This window comes from Xanthomonas sp. BRIP62415, assembly GCF_003993515.1.
Lineage (GTDB): Bacteria > Pseudomonadota > Gammaproteobacteria > Xanthomonadales > Xanthomonadaceae > Xanthomonas > Xanthomonas euroxanthea.
On record NZ_QEZH01000028.1, the window covers coordinates 102,259 to 125,463 of the forward strand.

A 23,205-nucleotide genomic window follows, 5' to 3' on the forward strand; every position below is an offset into this window, starting at 1 on the left:
GCGGCGCCTCTTCGCCCCAACGGGAGAGGGGCCTTACGTCCTTCTCTCATTGGAGAAGATGCCCGGCAGGGCGGATGAGGGCAGGGCGCAGCGCCGCATTCCCAACCGCTTCATCGCAATCTCAGCCGCAGCGACGCCACAACCGGTAAAATACGGCGGTGGATGTCTCTCATTTGCTCGATCATTTAAACCCCGCCCAGCGCGAGGCCGTTTCCGCGCCGCCGGGGCATTACCTGGTGCTGGCCGGCGCCGGCTCCGGCAAGACGCGCGTGCTGATCCATCGCATCGCCTGGCTCAATGAAGTCCAGGGCGTGCCCAACCACGGCATCTTCGCGGTGACCTTCACCAACAAGGCCGCCGGCGAAATGCGCCACCGCACCGACCTGCAGCTGCGCAACGGCAGCCGCGGGATGTGGATCGGCACCTTCCATGGGCTGGCGCACCGGTTGCTGCGCCTGCACTGGCAGGACGCGCGGCTGCCGGAAGGCTTCCAGGTCATGGACAGCGACGACCAGCTGCGGCTGGTCAAGCGCGTGGTGCAGGCGCTGGAGCTGGACGAGGGCAAGTATCCGCCCAAGCAGATGAGCTGGTGGATCAACGAGCAGAAGGACGAAGGCCGCCGTCCGCAGCATATCCAGCCCGAGCCCAACGACGACTGGACCGAGGTGCGCCGGCAGGTGTACGCCGCCTACCAGGAGCGTTGCGACCGCTCCGGCCTGCTGGACTTTGCCGAGTTGCTGCTGCGCGCGCATGAACTGCTGCGCGACACCCCGGCCTTGCTGGCGCATTACCGTGCGCGCTTCCGCGAGATCCTGGTCGACGAGTTCCAGGACACCAACGCCATCCAGTATGCCTTCGTGCGCGTGCTGGCCGGCGAGACCGGGCATGTGTTCGTGGTCGGCGACGACGACCAGGCCATCTACGGCTGGCGGGGTGCCAAGGTCGAGAACGTCCAGCGCTTCCTGAAGGACTTCCCCGGCGCGCAGACCGTGCGGCTGGAGCAGAACTACCGTTCCAGCGCCAATATCCTGGGCGCGGCCAATGCGGTGATCGCGCACAACCCGGACCGCATCGGCAAGCAGCTGTGGACCGATTCCGGCGACGGCGATCCGATCGACCTGTATGCGGCCTACAACGAGGTCGACGAGGCGCGCTATGTGGTCGAGCGCGCCCGGCAGTGGGTGCGCGACGGCGGCAGTTACGGCGAAGTGGCGGTGCTGTATCGCAGCAACGCGCAGTCGCGCGCGCTGGAAGAAGCGCTGATTTCCGAGCAGCTGCCGTACCGCGTGTACGGCGGCATGCGCTTCTTCGAGCGCGCCGAAATCAAGGATGCATTGGCGTACCTGCGCCTGCTTACCAACCGCAGCGACGATGCCGCGTTCGAGCGCGCGGTCAACACGCCCACGCGCGGCATCGGCGATCGCACGCTGGATGAAGTGCGCCGCCTGGCACGCGCCAATGCGTTGTCGCTGTGGGAAGCGGCGATGTTGTGCACGCAGGAAAACACCCTGGCCGCGCGCGCGCGCAATGCGCTGGCCACGTTCCTGAGCCTGGTCGGCCAGCTGCATGCCGAAACCGGCGACATGGAACTGGCCGAACGTATCGACCATGTGCTGATGCGCTCGGGCCTGCGCGAGCATTGGGCCAAGGAAAGCCGCAGCGGGCTGGATTCGGAATCGCGCACCGAGAACCTGGACGAACTGGTGTCGGTGGCCTCGCGCTTCACCCGCCCGGACGATGAAGACAGCCAGGGCATGACCGAGCTGGTGGCCTTCCTGGCCTACGCCTCGCTGGAAGCCGGCGAAGGCCAGGCGCAGGCCGGCGAAGAAGGCGTGCAGCTGATGACGCTGCATTCGGCCAAGGGTCTGGAATTCCCCATCGTGTTCCTGGTCGGCCTGGAAGATGGCCTGTTCCCCAGTGCACGCTCGCTGGAAGAAAGCGGCCGGCTGGAAGAAGAGCGGCGCCTGGCCTATGTGGGCATCACCCGTGCGCGCCAGAAGCTGGTGCTGTGCTACGCCGAATCGCGGCGCATCCACGGCCAGGACAACTACAACGTGCCCTCGCGCTTCCTGCGCGAAATCCCGCGCGAGTTGCTGCACGAGGTACGCCCGAAAGTGCAGGTCTCACGCACCGCGTCGCTGGGCGCGACGCGCGGCGGGCCGGTACACGGCGTGGTTGAAGCCGCACCGATCAAGCTCGGTGCCAATGTCCAACACCCCAAGTTCGGCGGCGGCGTGGTCGTGGACTATGAAGGCGCCGGTGGGCATGCACGCGTGCAGGTGCAGTTCGACGACGTCGGCGCCAAGTGGCTGGTGATGGCCTACGCGAATCTGACGGTGGTGTAGGCGGGGTTATACCCACCGACAATGCAGTTGGCTACGTAAAACGACGAGGATGCGTCAGCGCGCCTTAGCGAGCCACAGCAGCTGGTTGACGCCGGCTCACACCACCCGCCGAGATCGCCCAAGCGCATGCAGCAAAATGCAGGCGGGCGAGGCATCGTCTCGTCTGTGCCGTGGTATGCCTACATTTCCCAACTGAAGGTGGAGTTGATCCGCTTGCCCCTTACGGTGAGCGTCGACCTGTTCGCTAGCACGACCAGCGTAAATGGAGGCACACGCTGGTCGCCTTTGGGGTAAATCAGACGCAATATTTTGCGCTTTGTATCGAACACCTTGACCTGGAAGTCGTTCTGCAACGCAATGCCCTTGCTGTCGCCCGGCTCGTAGAAATGGATACTGGCGATGACAGGGTGACCGTCGTTGCCGATTTCAAACGTCATTGCATAGCCACCGCCTTCAAATGAAAGGGTCGAGGTGGCATAGGCAGGTACACTGCCGCAGATCGCAAGCAGCATGGCCAGGCAGGCGTAGAGAAGTCTCTTCATGGTGTCATCCTTGAGAGAACATGACGTAGAGCATCAGGGACCAAAGAGTATTACTTATGCTGCGGTTAATGCGACCATTGCGGCTCCTCTACCGCGTAAGCGGGCCCGATGCGCACCGAAAAACACAAGATGCTGGCAGGCGAGCTCTACAACGCTGCCGATGACCAACTGCAGGCCGACCAAGCGGCCGCGGCCGACTGGATGGCGCGCTACAACGCCAGCGCCGCGCAGCCGTCTGCCCACCGGCACGCGCTGCTGGTCGAGCGCTTGGCCGAGGTGGGCGCAGGCGCGGTGATCCGCCCGCCGTTTCATTGCGACTACGGCTACAACATCCGCCTGGGCGCCGGCGTGTTCCTCAACTTCAACTGCGTGATCCTGGATGTCTGCGAGGTCAGCATCGGCGAGGGCACGCAGGTGGGCCCGGCGGTGCAGTTCTATGCCGCCGACCATCCGCGCGACGCGGCAGGACGCGCCAGCGGTCTGGAGTTCGGGCGACCGATCCGCATCGGGCGCAACGTGTGGATCGGCGGCGGTGCGATCATCCTGCCGGGCGTGTGCATCGGCGATGATGCGGTGATCGGCGCCGGTGCGGTGGTCACCCGCGATGTGCCGGCCGGCGCGACCGCGCTGGGCAATCCGGCGCGCGTACGCGCACGTCGCGACGCTGCCGATGCAGCGCCAACCGATTGAATATTGCAGCAACCCGCGTGGCGGCATTGATGCGGATCAAGGCGTGTGCCGCAGCGGACTGTCAGGCTGATTCCACCGGCAGCCAGGCCGGTCATCCAAGGAGGTCACCATGTACAAACGTATCCTGATCGCCATCGATGCGTCCGAGTTGTCGCATCGCGGGTTGTTCCAAGGCCTGGAGTTGGCCAAGGCCACCGGTGCCAAGGTGGACATCGTCACCGTGTCCGAGCCGTGGGCGATGGGCATGTACGACGCGATGGGCTGGAGCGTGGGCTACGAGGCAAGTCCGGAGTACCGCAAGGAACGCGAAGCTGCCGCAGAGAAGATCCTGCGCCCGGCGCTGGAGCTGGCAGCCGCGGCCAATATCAAGGCCACCTCGCGCCACGTGCTGGACCGCTTCGCCGCCGAAGGCATCGTGCAGACCGCCAAGGAGTGCAACAGCGATCTGATCATCATGACCTCGCACGGCCGCCGCGGCATGCGCCGCGTGCTGCTCGGCAGCCAGACGGTGGAAGTGCTCACGCACAGTTCGATTCCGGTGTTGGTGATCCGCTGACTGCCGGACGTCTTGCTGCGCAGGACCACCGGCAGCGCATCGCGCGCTCAAATCGCACATCCTCTTGGCGGCACGTCTTTTCGTAGGAGCGCGCCCGAGCGCGACGAAGCGTTACCGGCAACACCCCATCGCGCGCAGGCACCGCTCCTACGCCGATTGAATCAGCGTTCCATCGGCTCCGGCCGAGCTGCAGCGAGCCGTGTGGCGTGTGCAAGACGCTGTAGCGCGTCGGGATGCAGCAGGTCGCGATCCAGCAAGGCCGCGGAGCGCATCGGCGGCATGCCGGTACGCTCCGGCGCGTCTTCCCGGAGCGGGTGCGGGCTCAGCTCGCGCATGAAGCGCCATAGCGGCATGGCGTGCCCGCGGCGTGGCGCATGCGTCGGCCGCGCGGCACGGCACTGGCGGCGCCACTGCACCGGCGGCATGCCGAAACGCTGCTGGAAACAGCGTTGGAACTGGCGCTCCGATGCAAAGCCTACCTCGTACAGCAACCAGGTCAGGCTGCACTCCGGGTAGGCCTGCAGATAGCGGTGCGCGGTGCACAGGCGCCGCTCGCGGATATGGCGGGCCACCCCGCCGCGCGACTGGAACAGCCGGTACAACGACGCACGCGACACCGCGAACGCCTGCTGCAGGGACTCGGTACCGAGCTCGGCTTCGCCGATGTGCTGCTCGATATAGGCCAGCAGCTCGCTCATCAGCGGCGCGTGCGCCTCCACCGATGCGGAGGCCTGCGGGACGATGGCGTTGTCATAGCCGGTGTTGCTCATGCGGGTGCTGCCTGCGGCCCGCTCCCCGGGGCCTGTCATCTGACCAACCGAGAAAAGCGGCGCCAGGCCATCACCGCGTTTCGTGAACCCGGCGCTGCGTCACGCATCGGTGCGATCGATGCCGATCCAGGCCAACCGGCCGGCCCCTTCCTCGATGCACCGCGGCGCTGGAAAGCTGCATGGACGCTGCCTGTGCCTTGGGTGGCGGCCAACGCAAAGCCAATCGCAACGGCATCGCATCGAGGTCAGGGTCGGGAACGGCGCTGGCTGGAGAAAATGCAGCATGGCAGGCTGACCGTTGCGCGGGATGCTTGGGTACCAAGCCCCGGCTGATCGAGCGAGCTAAACCGTTTGGTTTTGAAACGCCCACCCGATCGCCAATGCGGGATACTGGGTTCTCACGCAGGCGAGATGGCCCGATGTCCGAGCTGCCGATCACCGAGTTGTTGCAGGCCTGGCAGCGCGACGAACCCGGCGCGGGCGATGCATTGGCGCGGCAGGTGTACACGGCGCTGCGCGAGACCGCGTTACGGGCGCTGCGGCGCGATGCGCGCGCGGGCTTGCAGGCGACCGAGCTGGTACATGAGGCGTGGATGCGGCTGGAGCAGGGCCAGCAGGGGTTTCAGTCGCGCGCGCATTTCTATTCGGTCGCCGCGCTGCAGATGCGCCATCTGTTGGTGGATCTGGCGCGGCGGCAGGCCAGCGCCAAGCGGCTCGGGCAGGCGGTAACGTTGACGATCAGCCTGTCCGATGGCGCGCCGCGGCCGGAGGCGTTGCTGATGGTGGCCGATGCCTTCGACAAGCTGGCGCGCGTGGATGAGCGCAAGGCCAAGGCATTCGCGCTGACCGAACTGGTGGGTTTCAGCGTGGCCGAGGCGGCCGCGCAGCTGGAGGTATCGGTGCCGACGCTGGAGCGCGATCTGCGCTTTGCGCGGGTGTGGCTGGCGGCGCAGCTATGAGCAGTGCCGCCACCTCCTGGCAGCGATTGGAAGCCTTGTTCCATCAGGCCTGCCAGCTGCCGGTGGACGCGCGCCAGGCGTTTGCGCGCGCGCAGGCCAGCGAGGACGTGGTGCTGCGCGATACATTGCTGGCGATGCTGGCAGTGGAATCGCAGGCCACACTACGCGTCCGCGCACCGTTGAAACAGGCCGTGGCGGCATTGCGCGCGCCATTGCCGGAACTGCCGGCCGGTACCCGCTTCGGTGCATGGGCGATCGACCGTCTGATCGGTGCCGGTGGCATGGGCCAGGTATATCTGGGCCATCGCGCCGACGGTGCGTACGAGCGCGAGGTGGCGATCAAGCTGGTCGCCGCCGACGCGCTGGATGTGCAGGGCCGCGCGTTGTTCGAGTTTGAATGTCGCTTGCTGGCGCAGATGGTGCACCCGGCGATCGCGCAGATCCACGACGTGGGCACCGACGCGCACGGCCGCCCGTACCTGGTGATGGAATACCTGCGCGGCGAGCCGATCACCTGGTGGTGCGATGCGCATCTGCTGTCACTGCAGGCGCGTGTGCAGCTGATGCTGCGGGTCAGCGAAGCGGTGCAGCATGCGCATCAGAAAGGCGTGATCCATCGCGACCTCAAGCCCGGCAACGTCTTGGTCAGCGACGTCGACGGGCGGCCGATGCCGGGCGTGATCGACTTCGGCATCGCGATCGATGCGGCCAACCCGGCCATGCGCTTCGCGCAGGGGCGCGGCACGCCCGGCTACATGAGTCCGGAACAGGCGCGCGGCGCGCAGGACGTGGACGCACGTAGCGACATCTATGCACTGGGCGCGATGTTCTATGAGTTGAGCTGCGGGCTGGCGCCGGTGGCCGGGCGCGATGGGTTGCCGCAGCCACCATCGCAACGCGTGGCGGCGGTACCGGCCGACGCGCGTGCGCGGATCTGCGCGGCACGCGCGACCACGCATCCGCGACTGCAGCAGCAACTACGCGATGGCCTGGATGCGATCGTGTTGTGCGCGTTGGCGCCGGAGCCTGGTGCACGCTATGCGTCGGTGTCGGCCTTGATGGACGACCTGCATCGCTGGCTGGACGGGTATCCGCCACGCGCCCTGCAGGCCGGCCATTGGTTGCGCGTGCGCAAGTTTGCCCAGCGCCACCGCAGTGGCGTGTTGGCTGCCGCCCTGGTGTCCACTGCGCTGATTGCCGGCCTGGGCGCAACGTTGTGGTCGCTGCAACATGCTGCGCGCGATGCGCAACGCGCGCAGGTCACCGGCGATTTCATGAGTTCGGTATTGTCCAGCGTGGATCCGGGCATTGCGCAGGGTCTGGACAAGACGCTGATGTTGCGCGTGCTGCAGCAGGCGTCGCAGCGTGCCGCGCGCGAGCTGGCCGACCAGCCGGACGCGCGTCTCCAGGTGGAGCTGACGCTGGGCCGCACGCTGATCGCGCTTGCCGACTATCCGCAGGCGGCGGCGCATCTGCGGACTGCGCATGCACTGGCGCAGCGCAGCAAGGGCGCTGCCAGCCTGCAGGCATTGCAGGCAGCGTCGATGCTCGGCCAGGCGCTGACTGGCGCCGGCAAGGCGGGCGAGGCCGAACAGGCGCTACGCCAGGGCATGGCGCAGGCCGCGCACGGCAACGCGAGGCAGCAGGCGCTGGGCAATGAAATGCGTGCGTGGCTGGCGTGGACGCTGCGCGGCCAGGGCCGCATGCGCGATGCACTGATGGAGGGCCGGCATGCCTATGTCGCTGCCGTGGCCAACACGTCCACCACTGCCGACCGACGCATCGACGCGGGGAATGTCTATGCCGGCATTCTGGCCGACGTCGGGCAACTGACCCCGGCGATTGCGTTGCAGCGCAGCCTGCTGCGCGAGCGGGTTGCCGCACATGGTCCCGACCATCCGCTGGTCGTGCCGATGCGCAACAGCCTGGCCATGTTCCTGCTGATGCAGCGCGATTTTGCCGCAGCCGAAACCGAACTGGCCGCGCTGCTGCGCGTCACCCGCAAGCTCTATGGCGATAACGCCGCCGATACCTTGATGGTGGAAGGCAACCTGGCCCATGCATTGCGTCAGCAGGGCAAGCTGGCCGAGGCCGGCCCGCATTACCGCGCCGCGATGGAGCGTGCGCGCACCGTGTTCGGCGACGATGCGCAAGCCACCATCACCTACCGCAGCAACCATGCCCTCTGGCTGCTGGATGCCGGGCAGGTGGATGCCGCATTGGCCGAACAACGCGCATCGCTGGCCTCGTCCCTGCGTGTGTTGGGCCGGGCGCATCCACAGACTGCCGAGATCCTGCGCGGCATGTCCGAGGCCGAGCGCAGGCTCGGCCAGCGGGCTGCCGCGCGCGCTCACGCACAGCAGGCCTTGCAGATCCTGACCGGCATCTACGGCGATGCCGAGGAGCCGTTGCGTGCCGCACGCCTGACCTTGGCGCAGGTCACCCCGGCCAGTGCGCCTCCTGCCACTGCCAGCGCACCGAACACGGCTGCGGTTGCGCAACGCTGAGAGCCCGTGCCGGGTTGACCGGGTGCCACCGGCCAGCGTGGCTGCCACTGCAAAGGTCGGAGCGTGGCCCTGCATGTCGCACGCCTGACAGGCCTGGACGCGTGTCCGATGATCGCCGGCGAGGCACCGCCTGTCGGCGTGTCGGAGGTCGGGCCTGAGTCCCAGGGCACTGACCGTACTGATCGGCGGCCTGCCCGCGACGCGCATCGTCGGCCTGGCGATGCACCTCGGCCCCCGTCTGGCAGCGTGGCCGGCGTGCCCATCGCATCAGCCGGCATCCGGACCGTCACCGCAGTCGGGCACGCCGCCGGCCTCCGTCAACGCCACCAGTGCCGCTGCCGGCCTGCTCGATCCGGCCAACGGCTCCGGCTCAGCGTGCCGGCCTCCGCCGTTGCCGTCGGCGGGCAGCGCCCGGCCGGCCACAGCGTGGGGTTTGCAGATCTGTCCACCAGCGGCACCCGCCCCGGGCCTGACCCGCACCGACCCCGCGCACCAATTCGCCGCCGCAACGCCACAAGGTGCCGTCACCGGGACCAGCGACTGAAGAGCCAATGGACCGATCCTCTACGATTCCCGATTCCCGATTCCCGATTCCCGATTCGATCCCGAATCACCAGCTATACAGCTTCCAATACACCTTGTTGACCTTGTCCCTCTCGGCATCGGTATGCCCATCGTGATCGCGGTCGTACAGGAAGTAGGGCGCCCCGCGTGCAGGCGTCACCCGCACCATTTCCAGCTGGCCGTTGACGCGGTACTCGTCGACCTTGTCGCCGTTGCCCATGGTCTTGCTGGTCACATCCGCGCCGGCCGGCACATCGCCGACCGCACCGCTGGTGGCGCAGCCGCCGAGCAGCAGTAACGGCAGCAGCAAAAGACTCGCTCTGATCATTGTCGTCATCCGTTCTAGGTCGTCGGCCAGTATGCGCTGGCAAGGTGTAGCGTGGGCGTGCAGCGTAGAATTGGCGCATGAGCAGATTAGTCCTGATCGACGGGTCCAGTTACCTGTACCGCGCGTTCCACGCGCTTCCGCCGCTGACCAATGCCCAGGGCGAGCCCACCGGCGCCTTGTTCGGCGTGGTCAACATGCTGCGCGCCACCTTGAAGGAGCGCCCGGCCTATGTCGCGTTCGTGGTGGATGCACCGGGCAAGACCTTCCGTGACGATCTGTATGCCGACTACAAGGCCAATCGTCCGTCGATGCCCGACGACCTGCGCGCGCAGGTGCAGCCGATGTGCGACATCGTGCATGCGCTGGGCATCGACATCCTGCGTATCGATGGCGTGGAAGCCGACGATGTGATCGGCACCCTGGCCCTGCAGGCCGCCGCCGATGGCCTGAGCGTGACCATCTCCACCGGCGACAAGGACTTTGCCCAGCTGGTCCGCCCGGGCATCGAGCTGGTCAACACCATGAGCGGCAGCCGCATGGATTCGGAGGAGGCGGTGATCGCCAAGTTCGGCGTGCGCCCCGACCAGATCGTCGACCTGCTGGCGCTGATGGGCGACACCGTCGACAACGTGCCCGGCGTGGAAAAGTGCGGCCCCAAGACCGCCGCCAAATGGCTGGCCGAATACGAGTCGCTCGATGGCGTGATCGCCAACGCCGACAGGATCAAGGGCAAGATCGGCGACAACCTGCGCGCCGCATTGCCGCGGTTGCCGCTCAACCGTGAGCTGGTCACCATCAAGACCGACGTGACCCTGGCCAGCGGCCCGCGCGCGCTGGACCTGCGCGAGCCCAATGCCGAAACGCTGGCGGTGCTGTACGCCCGCTACGGCTTCACCCAGGCGCTGCGCGAACTCGGCGGCGCCGCTGCCCAGGCCGGCCTGCCGACCGAGCCGATGGCGCTCGGCGCCGCCGCCGCCAGCGCCCGCACCGAACCCGGCCGCGCCCGCGGCACCGGCTTCGTGTCCGGCCCGGTCAGCGCCCCGGTGGAGGTGGACCCGGCACTGTCGGCACGCGGCCAGTACGAGACCATCCTGACCCAGGAACAGCTCGACGGCTGGATCGCGCGCCTGCGCGCCGCCGGCCAGTTCGCCTTCGATACCGAAACCGACAGCCTGGATCCGCTGCAGGCCGACCTGATCGGCCTGAGCGTGGCCGCCGAGCCCGGCCAGGCGGCGTATCTGCCGTTCGGCCACAACTTTCCCGGTGCCCCGGCCCAGCTCGACCGCGCCCAGGCGCTGGCGCAGCTGGCGCCGCTGCTCACCGACCCTGCGGTACGCAAGCTCGGCCAGCACGGCAAGTACGACCTGCATGTGATGCGCCGCCACGGCATCGCCCTGGCCGGCTATAGCGACGACACCCTGCTGGAAAGCTTCGTGCTCAATTCCGGCAGCGCCCGCCACGACATGGACAGCCTGGCCAAGCGCTACCTGGGCTATGACACGGTCAAGTACGAGGACGTCTGCGGCAAGGGCGCCAAGCAGATCCCGTTCGCCCAGATCAGCCTGGAGGACGCCACCCGCTACGCCGCCGAAGACGCCGACATCACCCTGCGCCTGCACCAGGTGCTCGGCCCCAAGCTGGCCGCAGAACCCGGCCTGGAGCAGGTCTACCGCGACATCGAGATGCCGCTGGTGGAGGTTCTTGCACGCATCGAGGCCAACGGCGTGTGCGTGGACGCGGCCGAACTGCGCCGCCAGAGCGCGGACCTGTCCAAGCGCATGCTCGCCGCCCAGCAGAAAGCCACCGAGCTGGCCGGGCGCAGCTTCAACCTGGATTCGCCCAAGCAGCTGCAGGCGCTGCTGTTCGACGAGCTCAAGCTCCCCGCGGTGGTCAAGACGCCCAAGGGCCAGCCCTCGACCAACGAAGAGGCGCTGGAGGCCATCGCCGACCAGCACGAGCTGCCACGGGTGATCCTGGAATACCGCGGCCTGACCAAGCTGCGCAGCACCTACACCGACAAGCTGCCGGAGATGATCCACCCGCAGTCCGGGCGCGTGCACACCAGCTACCACCAGGCCGGTGCGGCCACCGGGCGGCTGTCCTCGTCCGATCCGAACCTGCAGAACATCCCGATCCGCACCGAGGACGGCCGCCGCATCCGCCGCGCCTTTGTCGCCCCGGCCGGGCGCAAGCTGATCGCCTGCGATTATTCGCAGATCGAGCTGCGCATCATGGCGCACCTGTCCGGCGACCCCGGCCTGGTGGGCGCGTTCGAGTCCGGTGCCGACGTGCACCGCGCCACCGCCGCCGAGGTGTTCGGTCGCACCATCGACACCGTCAGCGGCGACGAGCGCCGCGCCGCCAAGGCGATCAACTTCGGCCTGATGTACGGCATGAGCGCCTTTGGCCTGGCCCGCCAGCTCGGCATCGGCCGAGGCGAGGCGCAGGACTACATCGCGCTGTACTTCAGCCGTTACCCGGGCGTACGCGACTTCATGGAGACCACCCGCCAGCAGGCGCGCGACAAGGGCTACGTGGAGACGGTGTTCGGCCGCCGGCTGTATCTGGACTTCATCAACGCCGGCAGCCAGGGCCAGCGTGCCGGCGCCGAGCGCGCCGCCATCAATGCGCCGATGCAGGGCACCGCCGCCGACATCATCAAGCGCGCCATGGTCAGCGTGGACGGCTGGATCGCCGAGCACGCGCAGCGCGCGCTGATGATCCTGCAGGTGCACGACGAACTGGTGTTCGAAGCCGAGACCGATTTCGTCGACACGCTGCTGAGCGAAGTGACCGCGCGTATGTCGGCTGCTGCTGAATTACGCGTGCCGCTCGTGGTTGACTCGGGGGTTGGCGACAATTGGGATGAGGCGCATTGATGCAGTAGTGACGCCGATATGCTGAACGCGCAGACCAGACATAATGCGTATCGGACCTGCGCCGATGGAATGAATAACCGCTAAATTCTACATTTTTTTAACAGGTATCTTCACGATCCATCAATGTAGAAAATGGTGTTATATCCCTCGACGGGCGCAACGCCTGTCGTCAGATCTCTCCCATCCCCTGGAGCAGATCTCGGAACGGAAACTACTCCCCAAGTTTCCGTTCCCTGGCCCCGCCGACCTCCCCCTGGTCTGCGGGGCTTTTTATTTTTGGCGTCGAATTATTTTGCTACGCAACATAACCGGTTCAGCGCATTGCGCATTGACCGGTACCGTTGGTAATCACAAATTTAAATGGGCTGAATTAATTCAATTAATCAACACAGCGTTTCATCAGTACCGTGTTCTTTATCTGGATTCAGCCCAGCCAGTCGCGCGGTACCAGATAGTCCATCAGCCGCGCCTCGGCGCTACCCGGTTCCGGCGTGAAGCCATATTCCCAGCGCACCTGTGGCGGCAGGCTCATCAGGATGCTTTCGGCACGCCCGCCACTTTGCAGGCCGAACAGCGTGCCGCGGTCGTAGACCAGGTTGAACTCCACGTAGCGGCCACGGCGGTAGAGCTGGAACTGGCGTTCGCGTTCGCCATAGGGCGTGTCCTTGCGGCGCGTGACGATCGGCAGGTAGGCATCCAGGAAGCCGTCGCCGACCGCGCGCTGGTAGGCGAAGTCGCGTTCGAAATCCTGACCCAGGTCGTCGAAGAACAGCCCGCCCACGCCACGGGTCTCGTTGCGGTGACGCAGGAAGAAGTACTCGTCGCACCAGCGCTTGTGCGCGGCATAGCGTTCCTCGCCGAACGGCGCGCACAGTGCCTGCGCGGTGCGGTGCCAGTGCAGCACGTCCTCGTCGACCGGATAGAACGGGGTCAGGTCGAAGCCGCCACCGAACCAGGCCGCCACCACTTCGCCATCGCGCTCGGCGCGGAAGTAGCGCACGTTGGCATGGGTGGTGGGGACATGCGGATTGTGCGGATGGAATACCAGCGACACGCCACAGGCGCGCCACGTCGCCCCGGCCAGCTCGGGCCGATGCGCACTGGCTGACGGCGGCAGGCGCGAGCCGGACACATCGGAAAACCCGATGCCGGCCTGCTCGAACACCGCGCCATTGCGCAGGATGCGGGTGCGTCCGCCTCCGCCTTCCTCGCGTTGCCATAGGTCTTCGGCAAAACGCGCGCTGCCATCGATGGCTTCCACGGCAGCGCAGATACGATCCTGCAGGCCGGTCAAATAATCGCGTACACGGTCGAATTCGTTCATGCCACGATTCTAAGCGCTGCGTCGCGCTTCTTGCAGTCGGGCAAACGCGCCCGTTTGTCGCAGGGCGAGGCGCTGCGTCGTGTGGGGATCGGGCGCATGAGCAGCCAGGCTTTGCTGCCTCGTCTCACACCAGGCTTCACGCCTGGTGTTTCCCGCTCGGACTGGGCGGTGTGGGCGAGGCAGAAGCACGAGCAAAAGCAAAAGCAAAAGCAAAAGCAAAAGCAAAAGCAAAAGCAAAAGCAAAAGCAAAAGCAAAAGCAGAAGCAGGGCGTTGATCTGCTGGTTTGCTGCAGGGCCCTTGCCCGCCTACCATCGCAGGACACGCCGCAAGTACGTCCATGTAGGCTCTTACGCGGCCTCCATGCCGCGTAAGGTCCCGCGACGGTAGGCGGGCAAGGACCTGTCGAGATGGCCGGTGTACATGGAAAGAGCAGAAGCGGGGGTGGCGGTCGGGCCAAGGTCCCGCGGCGGCGGGCGGGCAAGGACCAGTCGGGATGGTCGGTGTGTATGGGCAAGAACAGAAGCGGGGTGGCGGTTGGCCAAGGTCCCGCTGCGGCGTGCACGGACCATCGGGGATGGTCGGTGTGCATGGCCGGGGGACGCAGGCCAACTTCAACCAGCGATCATGCCTTGCGTGAGGCCGTAAATTCGGCGCGCACCGCAGGCGTGCACAACCGCCATGCCAGCGCCGCGTGGAGACAGCCGATCGCCAGCACGCCCAGGCCCGTCAGCAGCAGCGCCGCCTGGCGTGTTGCCTGCAGGCGTGCCTGCAGCTCCGGCCACTCGGGGCTGTGCAGGACGTCGGCCGGCAGCATCGCCTGCACGCCCTCGAACACCGGCCCGATCAACGCCAGGCCGCCGACATTGAGCAGCCCGGTCACCAGCAACACCACTACGAACCCGACCCGCGCCCACTCGCGTCGCTGCAGCAAGGCCCAGCTCAACCATGCAAAGGCGACCGACAGCACCACGCCTGCGACCGACAATGACACGGCATGATCGATCAGCCACTGCAACGAGGCGGGCAGGGTGATCCCTTCGGGCAGGCCCAGCGTCGCCGCGTCGGGCATCAGCGCGATCATCACGATCTGCAACAGGTTGGACATCGCACTGACGACGCCCAGCAACAAGGACACCCACGCCAGCGGCGTGACGAAGCCGCCGCGTGGTCGGGAGGCTGGTGCCGGCGTGCTCATTGCAGCAAGGCGATATGGGCGGCCACGGCAGCCTGGCCCGGAGGATCCAGCGCTGGCTGCAGTTGCGCGTACCAGCCCGGCAGCGCGTCGGCCGGCAGGCACTGGCGCAACAACGGTGTGCTGCGCTCCAGGAAGGCGTCGAGGAAGGGCAGCCCGCGCACGTAGAGGAAGTGGCTGTCGGTGATCGACATTCCGGCGTAGGCTTCGCGCAACCATTCCAGATGCGGCAACGCGTGTGCGCCGTGACCGGCGCGGGTCAGCGCGGTGAGGAAACTGGTGCGTGCGGTGGCCGGCGAGGTCGAACGCTCCTGCGCGTTCAAATCATCGAAGGTCAGCAACCACTGCTCGCCACGATCGATCTCGTTGCACATCACCGAGGTGGTCGCCAACTGCAGTGCGTTGTGTGCGGTGGGTTCGAGCTCGTACAGCGCCAGCCAGTGCGGATACGCCTCGTGATAGCGGTCCAGCGCACTCAGCGCCAGTGCGCACAGGCGTTGCGCGTCGGCACCCAGGTGCAGCTGCGCCTGCGCAGCGTTGTAGGCGCCCAGCTGATCGCCGCGCTGGAACAGGGTCAGTGCGGGCTGCAGTGCCGGGTCGATCTCGACGTCGGTCGCGGTGTCGTCGGCTGCAGCCGCCGGCGCTGCGGTGGGTTCGGTTCGGGGCGCCGTGGCCACCGGGGTCTTGCGTCCAAACAAACGGTCCCACAGGCCCATCGCGATTACCTTCTGCACGCCGCGGAAGTGGAGACCGCTGCGGTGCCGGCGGCGCTCCGGTCGGGCGGCGGGCCGGCAGAGAGGAGCGCACTGCGCCAGCGATCTGCCGATCCTGCACCAAGCTTAGAGCTAGTTGCGTACGTGGAGGTGAGTACCGACATGGTGTCGCGTGGCATGCGTAACGCAGTGGCGCATCACGCATGCGACGTGGCTGGCCTGCAGCTTGCTGCAGGATGCGGATGCTGCCGCTGCGACATGCCATCGGCCGGACGATGTACCACCCATCGCCCGGTCGCAGCGCCATGGCTTACGGCTTCACCTGCTCATTGAACAGCTTGAGGATGCGCCTGTATTCGTCCAGCCACGAATCGGCGCGGGTAAAGCTGTGGCGTTCCAGCGGATACGGCGCCACCTGCCAGTTGTCCTTGTGCAGCTCCATCAACTTCTGGGTCATGTCGACCGAGTCCTTGAAGAACACGTTGTCGTCGATCATGCCGTGCGCGATCAGCAGATGGTCGCGCAACCCGTCGGCATAGTTGATCGGCGATGAGGTCTTGTACGCGTCGGGGTCGAGCTCGGGCGTGTTGAGGATGTTGGAGGTGTACTCGTGGTTGTACTGCATCCAGTCGCCCACCGGACGCAGCGCCGCGCCGGCCTTGAACGTGCCGGGGCTGCGGAACAGCGCCATGTAGGTCATGAAGCCGCCGTACGAGCCGCCATAGATGCCGGCACGCGCGCGGTCGCCCTGCTTCTGCGTCACCAGCCACTCCAGCCCGTCCAGGTAGTCTTCCAGCTCCGGATGGCCCATGTTGCGGTAGATCGCGGTGCGCCAGTCGCGGCCGTAGCCTTCCGAGGCGCGGTAGTCCAGGTCCAGCACGATATAGCCCTGCTGCACCAGCAGGTTATGGAACATCTGCTCGCGGAAATACGGCGTGTAGCGCTGCGAGACGTTCTGCAGGTAGCCGGCGCCATGCACGAACATCACGATCGGATACTGCTTGCCGGGCTCGGGGTTCTGCGGCCCGTAGTACTTGCCCCAGACCGTGCCGGCGCCATGCCGGGACGGCACCTGCACGTACTGCGGTGCGATCCACGGCTGCGCCTTGAAGGCGGGGGTGCGGGTATCGGTCAGCAGCGTGGCCTGGCCGCCTGCGGCCGGCACCACCGCCAGCTGCGGTGGCAGGTAGCTGCCGGAATAGCGCACCAGCAATTGCTGCCCGTTCGGCGACAGACGGAAGCCTTCCACGCCATTCAAGGCAGTGACTTCGGTGAGCTGGTCGCTGCGCAGGTCCAGCTTGCACACCTCGTAGTCGCCCGGCCATGTCTGATTGCACAGAAAGAACATGCTGCTGCCGTCGGCGCTGGGTACCGGCATCGACACTTCCCACTTGCCGCGCGTGCGCTGGCGCGGCTTGCCGTTGCCTTCCACGGTGTACAGCTGCGAATAGCCGGATTCTTCCGACAGCAGCCACAGCGTGCGGTTGTCGGGCAGCCAGCCGAAATCGTTGAAGTCCCAGTTGATCCAGGCGCTGTCGCTCAGGCGATGCCGCGGCTGCAAGGTGGCGTTGGCCAGGTCCACGCTGGCGATCCAGCGGTCCTTGTTGTCCACCGCGCGAATCTCCACCGCCACATTGCGCCCGTCATCGCTCCAATGCACCGCCGGCCCGCTGCCGTCGCCATCGCTTTCCACACGCACGGCGCGGTTGCCCTTGAGCGGATCTTTCCTGGCGGCCTTGCGCAGCGCAGCCAGCGGGTCGGTGGCAATGCCCGGCAGCGTGTCGAACGACAGCGCTCTGGCGGTGCCGGCGCTGACATCCACCAGCCATAGCGCATGCGCCACCGGTGCATTGCGACCGACGCGGGTACGCACTTCCTGGAATTCCTCGTAACCGGATTCGGTCACGTACTTGGGCATCTTGCCGGCCTGGCCCTCTTCGGTGCCCTTGGCCTGGGTGACCACCAGCAGATGGCGGCCGTCCGGCGACAACGCGCTGTCGACGATCTCCACCTCATCGCCCAGATACACAGGTGCCGCCGCACGGGTGGCATCGGCGCGGCGCCAGGTGTCTTCCTGCGCGCGTAAGGCATCGCGCTGCTCACGATCGCGCCGCAGTGTGGCCAGCGTGGCCAGCTGCTGCTCGCGCAACACGTCGGCCTTGGGCGCAGCGTTGGGATCGCGCTCGGCCTTGACCACCGCAACCTGCGCGGTGCCGGCGTCGGCGCGCCAGTGGTACCAGTTGTTGCCCGCGCGCCAGATCGCACCGCCATCGCTGGCGAACTGCGGCCGCGATTCGACCTCGTTGCTGCGGGTCAGCTGGGTCAGCGCGCCGGAGCGCAGGTCGCGCAGGAAGATGTCGCCATTGCGCGCAAACAGCATGCGCTGACGGGTCGCATCGTAGGTCGGGTTATCCGCATCCAGGCCGGCGCGGGCGTTGTCGGCCACGCGTTCGGCGGTGCCGCCGCCGGCGCCCTGGCGGTAGGTGTCGCGCACCGGTGAGCCATCGCGCTTGAGCAGGTATTGCACCTGCTTGCCGTCCCACTGCCACCAGGCCTGATCCACCGACGGCCCGATCCAGTCCGGATCGGCCATCACCTGTTCGATGGTGAGCGGTGTGGCGGACTGCGCGTGCGCGGTGACAGCCAGCAACAACAAGGACAGCGGCAACAATCTGGGCATCGGTAACGACTGGACGCAACAAGGAGCGGACAAGCCTAGCAGCTCGCTTCCATCGGGGGCTTGGGCCACAGGTCATGGACGCGGGGCGGTGCGTGCGTCATCGACAAGGTAAGGCAAGGCATTCGCCGCTGGCGGACGCGACCAGCTGCGGTGCGCGCATGTCGGCCGACGCCAGCGCATCGGCGCGATGCACTCCACGCCGCGCGCCGCGCCAGCAGCAACGTGGAGCCTGGGTCATGTACGCCTTCGCCCAGGTTCGAACCGTCACCGCCGCCGCATAGCTGGAAACCTCCCGACTTGCCAGCAGCGCAGGTGGCGGCCAAGCTAGCGCGCTTTTGCGATTGTCGGTTCCCATGTCCAGCCTGCCTGTTCCTGCCGTTTCCCACCCGATGGCCGTCGGCGCGCCCGGCCGGCCGCTGGCCTGGCGCGCGGGGCAGTCGGTCGACCTGGCCACCTTCATCGCGCACGTGCACGGCCTGGCGCAGCAGCTGCCGGACGGTCGCCACGTGGTGAACCTGTGCGAGGACCGCTATCGCTTCATGGTCGCGTTCTATGCGTGCGCGCTGCGCGGCCAGGTGTCGCTGCTGCCGTCCTCGCGCGCACCGGCCGTGGTCGGCGAAGTGCAGGCGCGGCATGCCGATGCGTACTGCCTGGGCGATCTGGCGCTGGAGCTGGCGCCGCCGCGCTACTGGCAGTTGCCGGCCGAGTTGCCGCAGGCCCCGGGCCCGATCCCGCAGCTGGCCGACGATGCCCTGGTGGCCATCGGCTTTACCTCCGGCAGCACCGGCAGCCCGCAACCCAACCCCAAGACCTGGGGCAGCTTCCTGACCAGCACGCGCCAGGACCTGGTTGCGCTGGAAAGCCTGTGGGCGCACACCGACGCGGTGCCGCACGTGGTCGCCACGGTGCCGCCGCAGCACATGTACGGCATGGAATTGTCGGTCCTGCTGCCGATGGTGACCGCGCTTGCGGTGCATGCGGGCCGCCCTTTCTTCCCGGACGATGTGGCGCGCGCGCTGGCCGATGTTCCCGCCCCGCGCGTGCTGGTGACCACGCCGGTGCATCTGCGCGCGCTGGTGGAATCGGGCGTGGCGTTGCCGCCGCTGGTCGGCATCGTCTCGGCCACCGCGCCGTTGGCGCAGGACGTGGCCGCTGCCGCCGAGGCGCGCTTTGGCGGCGAGGTGCGCGAGATGTTCGGTTCGACCGAAACCTGCGTGTTCGCCGTGCGCCGCACCGCGCTGGAAGCGGCATGGACACCGCTGCCCGGCGTCCGCCTGGAAACGCAGGCGGCAGGCACCTTGGTGCACGCGCCGCATCTGGCCACGCCGGTGCTGCTGGCCGACATGATGGACGTGGCCGCCGACGGCCGTTTCCAGGTGCGCGGCCGGCAGGCCGATCTGCTGGAAATCGCCGGCAAACGCGCCTCGCTGGCCGATCTCACCCGTCGCCTGCTGGCCATTCCCGGCGTGATCGATGGCGTCATCGTGCAACTCGCACCCGACCCCGGCCAGGCAGTCGGGCGCATCGCCGCACTGGTGGTCGCCCCGACCCTGGACGAGGCGCAGATCCTCGACGCCCTGCGCGTCAGCGTCGACCCGGTGTTCCTCCCGCGCCGCCTGCGCAAACTCGCCGCACTGCCACGCAACGAAACCGGCAAGCTGCCACGCGATGTGGTGCTGGGTTTGCTCAACGGCTGAGTGATACTGGCCGGACACCAAGGAGGCGTGGCCGCATGCGCAAGGGATCTGCAAGCAGATTAGTACTCATCAGTGCCGCAGTCGTACTGGCGATTGTGGCGATGTGCCTGGCGTCGCTGCGATGGCATCGCCTGGATCAGGCAGTTGAGGCAGATCCTGTGCATGCGGCCACTGCTGTTGTCATGCCGGCCGGACAATCCAAGCCTGTTGTCGCTTCTGCGCCTCTACCGCCAGCTGATACGCCGCTGCGCCAAGTCTTCGACGACCTCAGTCGTCGCGCGGAGCAAGGTGATCCAGCGGCCGCATGCCGCTTGGCTATCGAGCTTGATCGCTGCGATGTGATCCAGCAGCAACTCGCCACTTACGACGAGTTGGTGTGGCGCGCACAGCGTGCGCGTGAGCGAAAGGTCGTCACCCCCAATGCGAACGCCGACTTTGCTGCATGGGACAAGATGCTGGATGGCATGGCGACGGGACTGCTCAAAGCTGCGGATCGTTGCGAAGGTGTACGGCAGGTTTCCGTGGCCGAGCGGGTCGCGTTGTGGCGACAAGGTGCGCTTGGTGGCAATCCGGGGGCGCTTGCGCACTACGCGGTCGGCAACGCGTTTCGGCGTCGCGACATGCTGGAGCTTCTGCCGGAACTGCAGCGTTATCGAAAAGAAGCGGAATCGATGGCGCTGCAGGCGGCCTCGCGCGGAGACCTGCAAACCTCCCTGGCCTTGGCGGCGGCTTATTCGCCTCGCCGCGATACCGGTGAGCGCTTTTTCCTGGCGCAAGTGGTCCAGACGGACCTGGCCCGATCGTTGGCGCTGTATCGACGTGGCAGCCAACAGCTGCCGGCAACTGCCGGCCCGCGCTCGCGCGAGGTGATAGACGACAACATCGCCTGGTTGCAGAAGCGCGCGACAGCCAGCGATCTCGCAAGAGCTGATGTGCTGGGCAATGCGTGGGCACGGCAGTGGTCTGCTACGCCAAAGGCTGGGTCAGCCGCGTTGACGGTGAACGAAGAAGGCGGTGTGGACGATATCGAACCAGCGCAATGCGCTCAATGACTCACCCATGCACCCCGTCGATCTCCACCGCCAGCTCGTCGCGGCAGATCACCGCGTGCAGCAGCAGGCGCGGCACCGCATCGCCGAAGCGGACGTCCAGTGCCTGGGCGACCTTGGGCAGGTCGTCCTGCTCGCGCACGTAGACCTTCAGGCGGGTGCCGGCGCCGAACTGCGTGGGCAGGGCGGGGGCGTGCCGGCGTGCGGCGCCGAGCAGGGCGTCGAAGTTGGCGAAGGTTTCTTCCAGCTGCGCCAGCAGCTGGCCGGTGTGCATCGAGGCATGCCCGACCACGGCGGCGGTGCCCGACAGCAGCAGCGGCATGTCGCTGCCGGCCGGCGGCAGCATGGCGCGCGCGAAACTCGGCGGCTGCGGGCCGTACTGGCGCGGGTAGTTGTAGGCGCTGACCTGGCGCGGATTCTCCAGCGGGGTACCGGCATCGCTGGCGGCCAGCCAGTAGATCTGGATGATGCGCTCGGCATCGCAGCGGCCCACCGCGGTGGCGGCCGGCAGCTGCGCAGTGTCGAAGGCGCCCAGGCCGCGCGCACGGCCCACGCAGAACTGCCGGTAGCGTTCGCGGTCGCCACTGCCCAGGGTGATGGCGTCCAGATAGTTCCAGATACGCAGCAGGCGCGGCGTCTGGCTGCCGGTGACGAAGGCGGTGATTTCCGCATAGGCCTTGGCGGCGGCGGTTTCGATATCGACATCCTGCTCGTCGATTTCGATCACGCCAAACTGCAGGCGGCCGTCGCTGGCCCAGGCGATGTTGCCATCGCGGCCGCTGTGCACGGCTGCATCGCTGCGCCACACTTCCAGCATCTCGGCCTGATACGGCTGCAGCGGCACGCGCAGGTAGCGCGGGTCGTCCAGGCGTGGCGCCGCGGTGCCGAAGCCGAACACGGCCAGCACCTGCGGGTCGGCCAGCAGTGCGGACGGGTCGGTCTGCTCGACATAGTCGACCTGCAGACGGGGATGGCGCACGCTGTGCGTGGTCTGGGCCTGGGAAGCGGTCATCGGGTGTCCCGTCGTTGCGTGTCGCGTTGCAAGGTCTCGCCGTCGAAGCCGAGCGTGGCCTGACGTCGGCGTTGGCGCCAGGACTGCCAGGCGCGCGGCATCATCGACAAGGTGGTCAAGGCATAGATGGCGCGGAACGCGCGCAGGCGCAGGCGCACCCTGGGGCTGTCGAACACGTCGCCGGCCAGCATCGCCACCACCGCTTCTTCGATCCGCCAGGTGTTCTGCGGTTGCGCGAACAGGGCGCGCATGGTCGGCGAGGTGAAGCGGTAGATGAACCACTTGAACTCGTCCACGCCGCGCCTGAGTTCGCGCTGCAAGGCGCGCTGCAGTTTCGCTTCGTGCTGCGGCATGCGCAGGGCCTGGTCCACCATCGCCGCACCGCGTTCGGCGCTGTGCATGGCCAGAAACACGCCCGACGAAAACATCGGGTCGACGAAGGTGTAGGCATCGCCCAGCATCGACCAACGCGGGCCGGACATGCGCGTGCATTCGTAGGCGTAGTTGCCGGTGGCATGCACCGGGGCCACGCGTTCGGCGCCGAGCATGCGCGCGTTGAGCTCGGCATTGAGCGCGAGCGTGCGCATGAAAAAGCCCTCGCTGTCGCCCTTGCGGGTCTTCATGTATTCCGGGTAGCAGACCGCGCCCACGCTCATGATGTCGTCCGGCAACGGAATCAGCCACATCCAGCCATGTGCGTGGCGGTAGATGCTGATGTTGCCGGCATCCTCGCCCGGCCGGCGCGCCACGCCGCGGAAGTGGCTGAACAACGCGGCCGACTGATGTTTGGCATTGGCGCGTTTGAGCTTGAAGCGGGTGCCCAGGAAGGTGTCGCGGCCGCTGGCATCGAGCAGATAGCGCGGGCGAAACCGCTGCACCCCGGCCACGCCTTGCGCCTGCAGCACCGGCTGCTGCCCGTCGAACTCCACCGCTTCGACCTTGACCTGATCGCGCGCATCCACGCCCACTGCCCGCGCGCGCTCGAACAGCACCTGGTCGAACTGCGCACGTGGCACCTGGAAGGCGAAATCGGCCTTGGCATCGAGCGCATGCGAAAAACGGAAGGTGTTGTAGCCGCCGCTGTCGTTGGGAAAGTCCGCCCCGCGCTTGAGCACGCCGATGTCGCGCACGTCCTCCAGCACGCCCAGGCGTTCGAGAATCGGCACGTTCATCGGCAGCAGCGACTCGCCGATATGGAAGCGCGGATGCTGCGCCTTCTCCAGCAAGGTCACCTGCCAGCCCTGCTGGGCCAGCACGATCGCCGCCGTACAGCCCGCCGGCCCGCCGCCGATGATCAGGACATCCGGGCACTCGGGCCCGGGAGCCGGCCCGGCTGCCGGCATGGCGGTCGGGGTGGGGCGAACAGCAGTGGAAGTCATCCTGGAACGAACCTGCAG

At 67.1% G+C, this 23,205-nt stretch carries 17 protein-coding genes; 8 read left to right on the forward strand and 9 right to left on the reverse strand.

The features are described 5' to 3' along the window. The first annotated feature begins 158 nt into the window (after positions 1–158). Positions 159–2,345, forward strand: a complete 2,187-nt coding sequence (uvrD, locus tag EO141_RS13105) for a DNA helicase II (RefSeq protein ID WP_104585164.1) — start codon at positions 159–161, stop codon at positions 2,343–2,345. A 179-nt stretch (positions 2,346–2,524) separates the two neighbouring features. Here uvrD and EO141_RS13110 read toward each other — a convergent pair whose 3' ends face one another. Then, entirely contained in the window at positions 2,525–2,782 is a 258-nt protein-coding gene (locus EO141_RS13110; RefSeq protein ID WP_104585233.1) for a hypothetical protein, read from the reverse strand. A 213-nt stretch (positions 2,783–2,995) separates the two neighbouring features. Here EO141_RS13110 and EO141_RS13115 point away from each other — a divergent pair, with 213 nt between their 5' ends. Continuing rightward, on the forward strand, positions 2,996–3,577 hold the full coding sequence (locus EO141_RS13115; RefSeq protein ID WP_127169413.1) for a sugar O-acetyltransferase: 582 nt from the start codon (positions 2,996–2,998) through the stop codon (positions 3,575–3,577). A 109-nt stretch (positions 3,578–3,686) separates the two neighbouring features. Continuing rightward, a complete protein-coding gene (locus tag EO141_RS13120; RefSeq protein WP_104585166.1) occupies positions 3,687–4,133 on the forward strand; it encodes a universal stress protein in 447 nt (148 codons plus the stop codon). A 161-nt stretch (positions 4,134–4,294) separates the two neighbouring features. On the opposite strand, the gene tagK is transcribed toward EO141_RS13120, so the two are convergent. Then, a complete protein-coding gene (gene tagK / locus EO141_RS13125; protein ID WP_127169414.1) occupies positions 4,295–4,969 on the reverse strand; it encodes a transcriptional regulator TagK in 675 nt (224 codons plus the stop codon). Between the two features lie 353 nt (positions 4,970–5,322). Here tagK and ecfK point away from each other — a divergent pair, with 353 nt between their 5' ends. Further along, positions 5,323–5,862, forward strand: coding sequence for an ECF-type sigma factor EcfK (gene ecfK, locus EO141_RS13130; RefSeq protein ID WP_104650338.1), 540 nt, complete (start codon positions 5,323–5,325; stop codon positions 5,860–5,862). Continuing rightward, the gene (locus EO141_RS13135; RefSeq protein WP_127169415.1) at positions 5,841–8,369 is read left to right on the forward strand and encodes a serine/threonine-protein kinase; all 2,529 of its coding nucleotides are present in this window, start codon (positions 5,841–5,843) and stop codon (positions 8,367–8,369) included. The genes ecfK and EO141_RS13135 overlap by 22 nt, the downstream gene beginning before the upstream one ends. Before the next feature lie 610 nt (positions 8,370–8,979). Here the strand turns inward: EO141_RS13135 and EO141_RS13140 are convergent. Next, a complete protein-coding gene (locus EO141_RS13140) occupies positions 8,980–9,261 on the reverse strand; it encodes a DUF2782 domain-containing protein (protein WP_104585172.1) in 282 nt (93 codons plus the stop codon). 77 nt (positions 9,262–9,338) lie between these two features. Here EO141_RS13140 and polA point away from each other — a divergent pair, with 77 nt between their 5' ends. Then, positions 9,339–12,140 carry a DNA polymerase I gene (gene polA / locus EO141_RS13145; protein WP_127169416.1) on the forward strand — a complete coding sequence of 934 codons (2,802 nt, stop codon included), beginning with the start codon at positions 9,339–9,341 and terminating at the stop codon, positions 12,138–12,140. A gap of 424 nt (positions 12,141–12,564) precedes the next feature. Here the strand turns inward: polA and hemF are convergent, their stop codons facing one another. From hemF to EO141_RS13170, 4 genes are all read right to left on the reverse strand, one after another. Further along, a complete protein-coding gene (hemF, locus tag EO141_RS13150) occupies positions 12,565–13,464 on the reverse strand; it encodes an oxygen-dependent coproporphyrinogen oxidase (protein WP_127169417.1) in 900 nt (299 codons plus the stop codon). Between the two features lie 623 nt (positions 13,465–14,087). Next, positions 14,088–14,660 (reverse strand): hypothetical protein, encoded by a 573-nt coding sequence (locus EO141_RS13160; protein ID WP_104650333.1) that lies wholly within the window; start codon positions 14,658–14,660, stop codon positions 14,088–14,090. Next, the gene (locus tag EO141_RS13165; RefSeq protein WP_127169492.1) at positions 14,657–15,373 is read right to left on the reverse strand and encodes a hypothetical protein; all 717 of its coding nucleotides are present in this window, start codon (positions 15,371–15,373) and stop codon (positions 14,657–14,659) included. The genes EO141_RS13160 and EO141_RS13165 overlap by 4 nt, the downstream gene beginning before the upstream one ends. 307 nt (positions 15,374–15,680) lie before the next feature. Next, positions 15,681–18,041: a S9 family peptidase gene (locus EO141_RS13170; protein ID WP_164739221.1), complete on the reverse strand. Its 2,361-nt coding sequence runs from the start codon at positions 18,039–18,041 to the stop codon at positions 15,681–15,683. Between the two features lie 362 nt (positions 18,042–18,403). On the opposite strand from EO141_RS13170, the gene EO141_RS13175 reads away from it, so the two are divergent. Further along, a complete protein-coding gene (locus EO141_RS13175) occupies positions 18,404–19,747 on the forward strand; it encodes an AMP-binding protein (protein ID WP_181116718.1) in 1,344 nt (447 codons plus the stop codon). Between the two features lie 35 nt (positions 19,748–19,782). After that, positions 19,783–20,799, forward strand: coding sequence for a hypothetical protein (locus EO141_RS13180; RefSeq protein WP_127169420.1), 1,017 nt, complete (start codon positions 19,783–19,785; stop codon positions 20,797–20,799). A gap of 1 nt (position 20,800) precedes the next feature. Here the strand turns inward: EO141_RS13180 and EO141_RS13185 are convergent, their stop codons facing one another. Together EO141_RS13185 and EO141_RS13190 are read right to left on the reverse strand one after the other, a co-directional pair. Beyond that, positions 20,801–21,808 (reverse strand): pteridine-dependent deoxygenase, encoded by a 1,008-nt coding sequence (locus EO141_RS13185; protein WP_164739203.1) that lies wholly within the window; start codon positions 21,806–21,808, stop codon positions 20,801–20,803. Further along, positions 21,805–23,151 carry an NAD(P)/FAD-dependent oxidoreductase gene (locus tag EO141_RS13190; protein WP_127169493.1) on the reverse strand — a complete coding sequence of 449 codons (1,347 nt, stop codon included), beginning with the start codon at positions 23,149–23,151 and terminating at the stop codon, positions 21,805–21,807. The genes EO141_RS13185 and EO141_RS13190 overlap by 4 nt, the downstream gene beginning before the upstream one ends. Positions 23,152–23,205: the final 54 nt, after the last annotated feature.